At 74.1% G+C, this 10,594-nt stretch carries 9 protein-coding genes; 3 read left to right on the top strand and 6 right to left on the bottom strand.

Features of this window, described 5'->3' with window-relative positions; genetic code table 11:
• Positions 1 to 1,071 (bottom strand): C40 family peptidase (locus tag ACFVUH_RS25605; protein ID WP_387915524.1); only part of this gene is annotated, 1,071 nt, incomplete at its 3' end.
• Between the two features lie 136 nt (positions 1,072 to 1,207).
• On the bottom strand, positions 1,208 to 2,053 hold the full coding sequence (locus ACFVUH_RS25600) for an SDR family NAD(P)-dependent oxidoreductase (RefSeq protein WP_387915523.1): 846 nt from the start codon (positions 2,051 to 2,053) through the stop codon (positions 1,208 to 1,210).
• 95 nt (positions 2,054 to 2,148) lie between these two features.
• Here ACFVUH_RS25600 and ACFVUH_RS25595 point away from each other — a divergent pair, with 95 nt between their 5' ends.
• Both ACFVUH_RS25595 and ACFVUH_RS25590 read left to right on the top strand, forming a co-directional pair.
• Positions 2,149 to 2,613, top strand: a complete 465-nt coding sequence (locus ACFVUH_RS25595) for a MarR family winged helix-turn-helix transcriptional regulator (RefSeq protein ID WP_387915522.1) — start codon at positions 2,149 to 2,151, stop codon at positions 2,611 to 2,613.
• Positions 2,614 to 2,722: 109 nt separating this feature from the next.
• Positions 2,723 to 4,507 (top strand): SpoIIE family protein phosphatase, encoded by a 1,785-nt coding sequence (locus ACFVUH_RS25590; RefSeq protein WP_387915521.1) that lies wholly within the window; start codon positions 2,723 to 2,725, stop codon positions 4,505 to 4,507.
• A gap of 74 nt (positions 4,508 to 4,581) precedes the next feature.
• Here ACFVUH_RS25590 and ACFVUH_RS25585 read toward each other — a convergent pair whose 3' ends face one another.
• Together ACFVUH_RS25585 and ACFVUH_RS25580 are read right to left on the bottom strand one after the other, a co-directional pair.
• Positions 4,582 to 5,775: an aminotransferase class I/II-fold pyridoxal phosphate-dependent enzyme gene (locus tag ACFVUH_RS25585; RefSeq protein WP_355359139.1), complete on the bottom strand. Its 1,194-nt coding sequence runs from the start codon at positions 5,773 to 5,775 to the stop codon at positions 4,582 to 4,584.
• A gap of 200 nt (positions 5,776 to 5,975) precedes the next feature.
• Positions 5,976 to 6,560, bottom strand: coding sequence for an NADPH-dependent FMN reductase (locus ACFVUH_RS25580; RefSeq protein ID WP_387915520.1), 585 nt, complete (start codon positions 6,558 to 6,560; stop codon positions 5,976 to 5,978).
• A gap of 304 nt (positions 6,561 to 6,864) precedes the next feature.
• Here ACFVUH_RS25580 and ACFVUH_RS25575 point away from each other — a divergent pair, with 304 nt between their 5' ends.
• Positions 6,865 to 7,557 (top strand): TetR/AcrR family transcriptional regulator, encoded by a 693-nt coding sequence (locus ACFVUH_RS25575; RefSeq protein WP_387915519.1) that lies wholly within the window; start codon positions 6,865 to 6,867, stop codon positions 7,555 to 7,557.
• 89 nt (positions 7,558 to 7,646) lie between these two features.
• Here ACFVUH_RS25575 and lepB read toward each other — a convergent pair whose 3' ends face one another.
• Both lepB and ACFVUH_RS25565 read right to left on the bottom strand, forming a co-directional pair.
• Positions 7,647 to 8,756, bottom strand: a complete 1,110-nt coding sequence (gene lepB, locus ACFVUH_RS25570; RefSeq protein WP_387915518.1) for a signal peptidase I — start codon at positions 8,754 to 8,756, stop codon at positions 7,647 to 7,649.
• Positions 8,757 to 8,899: 143 nt separating this feature from the next.
• The gene (locus tag ACFVUH_RS25565) at positions 8,900 to 9,979 is read right to left on the bottom strand and encodes a helix-turn-helix transcriptional regulator (protein ID WP_355359127.1); all 1,080 of its coding nucleotides are present in this window, start codon (positions 9,977 to 9,979) and stop codon (positions 8,900 to 8,902) included.
• Between the last annotated feature and the right edge of the window lie 615 nt (positions 9,980 to 10,594).

The following is a 10,594-nucleotide window of genomic DNA, read 5'->3' as shown; positions in this document are numbered from 1 at the left end:
GCCCCACGCCTTGCAGTACACGTAGTTCGTCCCCTGGTACAGCGTCCCCGTACTGCTGGTCGACGTCGGCGAACCGTACACCGGGGCATTGGAGAGCGTGTCCACCCAGTACTTGCCGGCGGCGGGCGAGGTGCCGCCGCCCGGGCAGTCGGGGACGGTGGTGCCGTTGTTGTCCTTGGCCGTGTCGTTGCCCCACCGGGACAGGTAGAACGCCGACACCCACTGACCGCCCGGGCCGACGTCCGGGTCCGTCTTCAGCCACCAGTGGTTGAAGCTGCCACCACTGGACACCTCACGGCCCCACGCCTTGCAGTACACGTAGTTCGTCCCCTGGTACAGCGTCCCCGTACTGCTGGTCGACGTCGGCGAACCGTACACCGGGGCATTGGAGAAGGTGTCCACCCAGTACTGGCCACCGCCCGACGGGGGCGTGGTCGGAGGCGTGGTCGAGGAGGAGCCGGATCCGTACAGCCGGATGGCGCCGTAGTAGTCGCCGTGCGAGGAGAGCGCCGCCACCTGGACGTAACCGCCCGAGTACGGGGCCTCGACGATCCAGCCCTGCCCGAGGTACATGGCGACGTGGTGGATGGTGGAGGCGGTGTTGCCGAAGTACACCAGGTCGCCGGGGAGCAGCGGCGCCGTTCCGTCCGCCCGGTAGTAGCGGGCGATCGCTCTGGAGGTCGGCCACTGGGTGCGGGTGGTGCCGTTGATGACGTCCTCGCCGACGGCCAGGTCGTAGGCGTAGCGGACCATGCCGGAGCAGTCCAGGCCGCGGACGTTGCAGTCGTTGGGCGCGCCGTTGGCGGGGTCGCAGAGCCCGTACGTCGGGCCGGGCGTCGCGCCGTGCCCGCCGCCCCACGAGTACGGGGTGCCGATCAGCCCGCAGGCGGAGCGGACGGCGGCGGTGGCCTGGGGCGCCGCACCGGTGGAGAGCACCCCGCAGGCGGGCGCCGCCTGGGCCGCTCCGGCGCCGGCGAAGAAGACCCCGACCGATACCAGCACGGACAGCAGGGCCGCCCACCGTAACGGGGAGATCAGCCGACGTGACAGAAGGTTTACGCGCGTAGTCATGACCCCGAATCGTTCCAGCGGCACTGACGGCGGGTCAATGATCTTTAGGTGAACATGCTGAAACGGGGCAGGCGGCGCGGGCGCAGGCTCACGCGCAAGCCCAGGCTCAGGCGCAGACTCAGGCTCGGGCGCAGGCTCAGGCCACCCAGCCGCCCGTCACACCCTGAACGGCGGAACCGTCGAGGTCGGCGAGCTTGGCGCCGACGAAGGCGCGGGCCCGGTCGGAGGTCTGCAGGCGGAACGGCGGCCGCTCGGCGGTGAGCGCGTCGAGCACGGTCTCGGCGGCCTGCTCGGACGTCTGCGCCTGGTCGAAGGCGGCCCGGGTGCGCGCCGCATAGGCCTCCAGGGCGGGCGCGTACGGGCCGGCGGCGGCCAGCAGGGCGGGCAGGTCGATGCCCTGGCTGGCGACGAACTCGCTGGCCACCGCGCCGGGTTCGACGACGGAGACGGACACGCCGACGGTGGCGGCGACCGGGGCGAGCGACTCCATGAACCCCTCGACGGCGAACTTGGCCGCGCAGTAGGCCTCGTTGAACGGCTGGCCGACCACGCCGCCGACGCTGGTCACGGTGACCACCCGGCCGCCGGTGGCCCGCAGGTGCGGCAGGGCGGCCCGGGTCACCTCGACGACGCCGAAGAAGTTGACCTCCATGACCTCGCGGACGGGGAGGAGCCCGTCCTGCTCGACGGTGCCGACCCGCCCGGCGCCCGCGTTGTTGACCACCGCGTCGAGCCGGCCGTGCCGGTCGAGGACCCCGGCCAGGCACTCGGCAACGGAGGCGGCGTCGGTGACGTCGAGCCGGGCGAGCTCGACCCGGTCGGCAACCCCGGCCGCCTCGGCGGCCTTGAGCAGCGCGCCGGAGCGCCCGGTGTCGCGCATGGTGGCGATGACGCGGAAGCCTGCGCGGGCCGCCGCGACCGCGGCGGCGAGGCCGATGCCGCTGGAGGTGCCGGTGATGAGGACGATCCGGTCGCCGGCCATGAGGGCTCCTTCGTGCTGCGGCTTCGGCTTGCGTGCGTGCACACACACCATAGCAAGATGTGTGTGCGCGCACGCACAAAGGTAGGCTGACGGGCATGGCGCAGCGCACCGACCTCACCCTGGGAGACCTCACCGCCCGCGATCACGCCTTCTACGGCCTGGTCTGGGCCGGCACCACCCTCAGCACCCGGGTCGACCAGGCCCTCACCCGGGCCCACGACCTGCCGCTCTCCTGGTTCGAGGTGATGCTCTGGCTCTACGCCCAGGACCGGCCGGTGGCCGCCTCCGACCTGGGGGCCAAGACGCTGCTGAGCCGCAGCCAGGTCTCCCGGGTCGCCGACGCCCTGCAGGCGCGCGGCCTGGTCGAGCGCGCCACCTCCCCCATCGACGCCCGCTCGGTGCGGATCGCGCTGACGCCGGAGGGCCGGCAGTTGTTCACCGCCGCCGACGCGACCCGCCGCGCCGCACTCGCCGAGGCCTTCGACGACCGCCTCGACGACGCCGACATCGCCGCGCTGGAGAGGGTCTGGGCGAAGCTCAAGCACGGCCCGGAAGCCTGAGGCATCCCCGACCCGGTCGCCCTACGGTCGCATTATCGGAAACCCGTCGACCGGTCAAGCACCCGCCACTCCGTGGGCGCGCCGCGCCCCGGGGCGTGATCATGGGGCTATGCGGTTCCGACACGGCGGCGGAGGAGGAGAGGGCGGCACCCCGGCGGGCGCGGACACCGGCGCGCTCACGGCGGCGGCCGCGGCGCTCCGCGGGAGGGCCTACGGCGCCACGGAGGGCGACGGTCCGGATCTGCTCGGTGAGCTGATCGGCGTCCTGCCGGCCGGAGTGGCGCTGCTCGACGCCGAACTGCGCTGGCTCTACCTGAACCCGGCCTTCAGCACGGTCACCGGCCTGCGCCGGGCCGACCTGCAGGGCCGGCCGGTGGAGGCCACGGCCTTCGCGGACGCCGTCGGCACGCTGCGCCGCGTGCTGGCCGACGGGCGGGACCGCGAGCGCACCACCGGCGGACCGGACGGTCCGGGCGCGCCGGTGCCGCCCGGCCTGCGGGTGCGCTACCGGCCGCTGACCGCCGACGGCCGCCCCGCCGGCGTGGTGGTCCTGGTCCTCGACGACCCCGACCCGGACCAGGAGCTGCGGCGCGAGCTCGCCCAGGCGCGTACCCGCCTCGCCCTCCTGGAGGCCGCCGCCGAACGGATCGGCACCACCCTGGACGTCGACACCACCTGCGCCGAACTGGCGGCGTTCGCCGTGCCCCGGCTGGCCGAACTGGCCACCGTCGACGTCCTGCCGCCGGACGCCGACGCCCGCACCGGCCGGGCGCCGGGCCGTCGCTTCCACCGGGCCGCGCTCGACTGCGCGGAGGGGCTGCGGCCGGCCGTGGACCGGCTGCCGCGCCCGGGCGAGTCGGTGCGCCACCGGGAGGATTCGACGGCGGCCCGGGCCCTGGCCTCCGGGGTCGCCGTGCTGGTCGCGCTGCGCACCGCCGAGGAGCTGGCCGAGGCGGCGCCCGACCGGGACAGCGCGGCCGTGTACCGGGTCGCCGGGGTGACCTCGCTGCTGGTGGTGCCGCTGACGGCGCGCGGCCGGCTGATCGGACTGCTGACGCTGGCCCGCACCGCCGCCTCCCCCGCTTTCGGGCCCGACGACGCGGTGCTGGTCGGCGACCTCGCCGCCCGGGCCGCCACCGGCATCGACAACGCGCGCCGCTACAGCCGTTCGCAGGGCATCGCGCTCGACCTCCAGCGCGCGCTGCTCAGCGAGCCCGGCCACCCGCACCAGAACCTCGAACTCGCCTCCCGCTACCTGCCGTCCGGCAGCAGCTCGGTGGTCGGCGGCGACTGGTACGAGACGGTCCGCCTGCCGTTCGGGCGCACCCTGCTGGTCATGGGCGACGTGATGGGCCACGGCGTCGAGGCGGCCGTCGACATGAGCAGCTACCGCGCCACCCTGCGCGACGTCGCCGCGATGGACCTGCCACCGCACCGGATCCTGCGCCAGCTGGACACCGTCATCGCCGCCAACGAGTCCGCCCGCCCGGCCACCTGCCTGCTCGCCCTCGCCGACCCGGGCCGGGGCCGGTGGACCTTCGCCAGCGCCGGGCACCTCCCGCCGGCCCTAATCGCCCCGGGCCGGCCCACCGAACTGCTGCGGCTCCCGACCGGGCCGCCGCTCGGCACCGGGCTCGGCGGGTACGAGCAGGCAGGCCGCGACCTGCTGCCGGGCGAGACCCTGCTGCTGTACACGGACGGTCTGGTGGAGCGGCGCGGCGAGGACATCGACGCCTCGCTGGCCCGCCTCGCCGCGCTGCGGCTGCCGGCCGCCGGGCCGCTGGAGGACCTGCTGGACGCGGCGCTGCGCGGCGTCGGCCCGGATGCGGGCCACCCGGCGGAGGACGACATCGCCGTGCTGGCGGCCCGGCCGCGGCCCCGGCCCGCGGCGTAGGGTCACGGCGGAGGGTCACGGCCGGTGATCCCCGCCCCCGGCCGCCCCCCGACCGGCGCCCCGACCGGCGCCGGTCAGAGTCCGGCCAGAGCCTGCTCCAGATCGGCCCAAAGGTCCTCGGGGTGCTCGATGCCGACGGCGATCCGCACCGTGCCGGGGCCGATGCCCGCGGCGGTCAGCTCGTCGTCGGACAGCTGGCGGTGGGAGGTGCTGGCCGGGTGCAGGACCAGGGTGTGCACGCCCCCCAGCGAGGGCGCGAGCGAGGCCAGACGGACCGCGCCGACGAAGACGCGCGCGGCCTCCCGCCCACCGGCCAGGTCGAAGGCGAACACCCCGCCCTGACCGTCCGGCAGCAGTCGGCGGGCCCGCTCGTGGTCGGGGTGGCCGGGCAGGCCCGGGTGGTGCACCGCGGCGACCGCCGGGTGGGCGGCGAGCCGCCCGGCCAGGTCGAGCGCGACCTCGTTGTGCCGGCGCATCCGCAGGCCCAGGGTCTGCATCCCGCGCAGCGTCAGCCAGGCGGCGAACGGGTCGAGCGCCGCGCCCTGCTCCAGGGCGTGGTGCCAGACGCGGCGGTGCAGCCCGGCGTCGGCGAAGACGGCGAGCCCGGCCAGGACGTCGGAGTGGCCGCCGAGGTACTTAGTGGCCGAGTGGAGCACGATGTCCGCGCCGTGCTCGATCGGGCGGCAGAGCAGCGGCGTGGTGAAGGTGTTGTCCACCACGCTCAGCACACCGGCCTCGCGAGCCGCGCCGATCAGCGCCGGCAGGTCGGTGACGCGCGCGACGGGGTTGGAGACGGTCTCCAGGTACAGCAGCCGGGTGGTCGGCCGCAGGGCGGCCCGCACCTCCTCCGGGTCGTCGCCGCGCACGAAGGTGACCGTGACGCCCCAGCGCGCCGTCAGGTCGGCGAGGGCCGCGAAGGTGCCGCCGTACAGGCTCTGCTGGGCGATCACGTGGTCACCGGAGCGGAGTAGCGCGAGCAGCACGGTGGTGATCGCGCCCATGCCGGAGGAGGCCGCCAGCGCACCGCTGCCGCCCTCCAGATCGGCCACCGCGCGCTCCAGCGAGCGGACCGTCGGATTGCCGAACCGGCTGTAGAGGAACGCCCCGTCGGGGCCGCCGAAGGCGTCCGCGAGCGTGTCGCTGTCGGGGAAGGCGAAGACGTGGCCCTGGTGCAGCGGCACGCCCAGCGGGCGGCTGCCGGTCACCTCTTCGACGGGCGGGTGGACGATCCGGCTCTCGGGGCGCAGCGCGCGGTGGTGGTCGCTCATGCCGCCCATGCTGGCGGGGCGTGGCGCGGCGGGAACAGGTCCAATTCGGGCCCTGTGGCCCCGAGACGGCCCCTCGGTCGCTCCACCGGCCGAGGACGCCGGGTCTGCCGAGCGGCCCGGGCGGCCCGGGCTTGCCGGGTCTGCCGGGGGCTCCGGGTGCGCCGGGTGCGCCGGGTGCGCCGGTCCGGCGGCGTCGCGGTTCAGCTCGCCGCGCGAGCCGCCTTGGCGTCGATCTTCTCCTGGAGCGCGACGAGCAGTCCCTGGAGGAGCTCGATGGTGGTCCCGTCGGTCAGGTCGCCGTTCTCGTCGAAGCGCTCGTGCGCCCGGAAGACGATGACCTCGGGCTTCACCACGACGTCGGTGTCGGTCCAGACGAACACCTGGCGCAGCGCCAGCTGGGCCCGGACGGTGCCGAAGTTGGTCGGCGCGGCGCCGAGGATCGCGGCCGGCTTGCGGTGCAACGGCAGACCCTCGCTGCGCGTCCAGTCGGTGCTCAGCCAGTCGAGGGCGTTCTTCAGGACACCGGGGACGGAGTAGTTGAACTCGGGGGTCGCGATCAGCAGGCCGTCGGCCTCCTGGACCCGGCGACGCAGGTCCTGGACGACGGCCGGCCGCAGCTCGGGGGTGTCGAGGTCCAGGTCGTACGGCGGGATCTCGCGCAGGCCCTCGTAGATCTCGATCTCCTGGCCGCCCGGGTTGAACTTCTGCGCGGCACGCAGCAGGCGGGTGTTGTGGGAGTCGGCGCGCAGCGAGCCGGAGATGGCGAAGATCTTGGACGCGGTCATGAGGGGCTCCTCGGACGTGGTGCGGGTGATCGGGCTTCCGTTGGGCGTCGGGCTCGCCGACATCGAGAAAACTAAACGGACCAGTTCAGTCTGTCAACTGAACAGTTCAGTCTTGACTGCAGACCGGTCCGTATAGTTCAGTCGGTCCGAGACCCGAGGCTTTTGCGTACCGAACGGTTCAGTTCATAGGCTGACCTGTGCAGTCCACCGAACGAACCGTCCAGGACAACGGACCGGACCGGTCAGTACCCGGTCGGCACTCCCACCCTCAGCACTCCCCCACCCGATGAAAGGGCGGCCGCACATGGCAGCCGAGCGCCAGGACGCCACCGACGAGTACGGCATCCCGATCATTCCCGACCCGGGCGACGCCGCGACGCGCAAGCGACAGGCCATCATCGACGCCGCGCTCGCCGAGTTCCTCGCCGAGGGCTACTCCGCCGCCTCGATGGACACCATCACCGGCCGGTCGGGCGTCTCCAAGGCCACCATCTACAAGCACTTCGGCAGCAAGGAGCGCCTGTTCCTGGCCGTCGTCGGCGGCGTGCTGCCCAAGACCTACGCCGATCTGACGCCGCCCGCCCGTACCCTCGCCGACGCCCCGGACCTGCGCACGGCGCTCGTGCGCCACGCCACCGCGCTCGCCCGCATCCTGCTGCGCCCCGAGGTGATGCTGCTGCGCCGTCTGGTGATCGGCGAGATCGACCGCTTCCCGCAGCTCGGCCGGCTCTGGTACCGCGTCACCTACGACATGAACAACGGCCCGCTGGTCGACCTGCTCACCGAGCTGACCGACAGCGGCGCGCTGCACGTGTCCGACCCGAAGCTCGCCGTCCAGCAGCTGGTGGCCAGTACCGTCGGCATCCCGCAGCTGGTGTACACCTTCGCCCCCGCCACCCCCGTGGACGAGGCCGAACTCGCCCGGGTCATCGGGGCGGGCGTCGACCTCTTCCTCGCCCGCTACGGCACCGCCCCGCGCTGGCACGGCCCGGCGTGAACGGACCCGCCGCCCCCGACCCCGGAACGACCGGGACGGAGGCGGCGGCGGTGACCCGGTGACCTGTCCGGCCGGAACCGGAGCCGACGTCAGCGGTCCCCGGCCCCGGCCCGCGCGGCCCGGCGCCGCTGCCAGAGCGCGAACGGCACGGCCGCGGCCACGGCGGCGGCCTCGGGCGCCGAAGGCTCGGCCGGCCGGTCGCCGCCGGGTCGACCGCTCCCGGCGTCCCCGACATCCCCGGCGACCCGGGCAGGCGCGCCGGACGCCAGGCCCTGCTGCCCGAAGGTGTCCGGCACCGGCAGGGTGTCCCAGCGCGACAGCGGCCACGCGATCACGAACGCCCGGCCGATCACGTTCTTCACCGGCACGAACCCGTTGCCCGGCTCGTTGACGTGGAAGCGCGAGTCGCGCGAGTCGTTGCGGTGGTCGCCCATCACCCACAGATGGTCCTTGGGGACGGTCACCTCGCCCACCGGCGCGTCGTCGCAAGGCGTGGCACCCGGGAACAGGTACGGCTCGTCCAGCGCCACCCCGTTGACCTTCAGCGGGCTGCCCTGCCGGCACTCAACGGTGTCGCCGCCGACCGCGATCACCCGCTTGATCAGGTCCTTCTCGTTGTCGGACGGCAGCAGGCCCACGGTGCTGAGCACCGTGCGGATGCCCTCGACGACGGCGTTGCCCTTCTCCCGCGGCACCGAGTCCAGCCAGCCGCCCGGGTCCTTGAAGACCACCACCTCGCCGCGCTCCGGCTCGGCACCGAACCACGGCGTGAACTTGTCGACCAGGACCCGGTCGTTCTTCTCCAGCGTGTGCTGCATCGAGCCGGACGGGATGGAGAACGCCTGGACGAAGAAGGTCTTGATGCCCAGTGAGAGCAGCAGGGCGATGCCGATGAGGATCGGCAGCTCCTGCCAGAGCGGCCGCTTCTTCTTCGCCGCCTTGCCACGCCGGCCGCCGTCGGCCGCGCCGCTGCCCTCGCCGTCCTCCCCCGGCCCTTGCGGCCCGTCCGGACCGTGCGAGCCGTCCGGCCCCTCCGGTCCCTGCGTGGCGGTCGCGGTGCCCGCGGCAGCCGAGGCCGCCGGGACGGCGGACGACGCCGCCTCCCCCGTCCCCGCTGCGCCCGCCGGGCCGCTCGCCGGGCCGGCGCCCGCACCGGCCTCACCGTTGCCCGCCGAACCCGCGGTCTCCTCGATGCTCATCCCTGGCCCCCTCCGGACGGCCCGGCGGGCCCCGCCGCGGGACCCCCCGTTGTCAGCTAACGAACGGTGGTTCCCGCCGACCCGTCAGAACGTACACCCGCGACCCCGTGCCCAGGCAGGCCACCCGACCGGGTCGCCCCCTGCTACGCCGTCCCGCCGCCGAGCATGATCCGCGCCACCAGCTCACGGCGGCTGGCCACCCCGGCCTTGGCGAACACCGACTTCAGGTGGTCCTGCACGGTGTAGGGCTTCATCGCCAACAGCCGCGACACGTCCCGGGTGTCGCACCCGCGCACCAGCAGCAGCGCCACCTCCTGCTCACGCGCCGTCAGCCCGTACGCGGAGAGGTAGAGCGGCATCGCGTCGGCGGGGGTCGCCGGGGCCGCGACCACCGTCACCTCGCCCTCGCTGCCGCCCTTCAGGGTCGAACCGTGCAGCACGTACCACCGGCCGTCACCGTCCTGCACCCGGATCTTCGACTGCGGCGTGGCCAGCCCGCGCGCCGCCCGGCGGGCCTGTTCGGCGGCCACCGCGAACGCGGTCGGCACACCGAGCGAGGTCCGGCTCGGGTCGGCCAACCGGCCGAGCAGCTCCTCCGCCGGCCCGGACAGTGCCAGCGGCCGGTTCGCCGGACCGAGCACCACCACGGCCGGACCGTCGTCCCGCGACCAGCCCGGCTCCGCCTCCCCGCGGCCCTCGGCGACGGCCGGCGGCACGTGGCAGGCCCGCAGGGCATTGCCCAGGTGGCGCGCGGCGAGGTCCGCGAGCTCCCGCTGCTGGGCCAGGAACGGCCCCCGGTCGGCGGCCCGCATGAACGCCGCGCAGCCCCACATCCCACCATGTGCGTCGAACACCGCCCGCAGTTCGTCGCCGAACCCGGCCGGGCCGATCAGTTCGCGGAACCGCACACTGTCCGCCGGCCGGCCCTTGGTCGCCCGGCTGAGCGTCTCCGCGCGGACACCACTGCGGCGGATCGCGGGAAAGGTCGCCACGTCGTCCGCCCACACCTCCAGACGCACGGCGTTCTCGAACCCCACCAGGCTGAGGTCGTCGCTCAGCACCGAGGTCACCAACCCGGTCGCCGGGTCCGCCGAGTGCCAGCAGACCGCGTCGTACTCCAGGAGCGTGCGCAGCAGTTCGTCGGCCCTGCGGAACACCTTCTCGGCCGTCAGCCCCGCTCCGACGAGTTCCCGGAGCCCCTCGATCGCCTGTTGCGCCGCCATCCCACGTGCTCCACGTGATCCCATGGTCCGGGAAATTAGCAGGCACACCGACTACCGGCCCATGCGCCGACAGGCGGATCCTCCCTCCGCCTCCGGTCGGGCCCCCGACCCCGGCACCTCATCCTCCTGAAGGTCCGCACCACCACCGACAGCACCGCCACGGGCCTTGACACGAAGGCTTCGCCTCCCAACCAAGTCGCCCACGCCATCCCTTTACTGACGCCAGGTCACCTCCCGCCGCAAGGGACCGCGCTCGGACCAAGCGCGGCGCTCCCGAATCGTGACCATCCGTGGGCGCCCCGTCGGCAGACCTCCTATCGCGAAGCGCCTGCGGCGGCCATCCTCCCCTGGCACCCCTTCGTCGTCCGTGACGCCGGAGAGCGCCCTCCACCGGGCGGGATCGCACGAGCGCACCACCCAACGAGTGCAACTGCCCTGCCTCGGGCACCTGACGGTCACGCCGCTCCTCTGACTGCCGCTCGGGCCGGCCGACGCACATCACCACCGGCACGTCCCGCCCGAGACCGGGCCACCGCCCTTTCCGCCCAGTCACTCGCCGTCCAGCTCACCCGGGCTCCGGTCCGGCTGACACTTGCCCTCTTCTCCGGCCCGCAC

The sequence above is a fragment of the Kitasatospora sp. NPDC058032 genome (assembly GCF_042885845.1).
Taxonomy (GTDB): Bacteria; Actinomycetota; Actinomycetes; order Streptomycetales; family Streptomycetaceae; genus Kitasatospora.
Note: the sequence above shows the minus strand (reverse complement) of the source record. Positions and strands in the feature narration are given on the sequence as shown.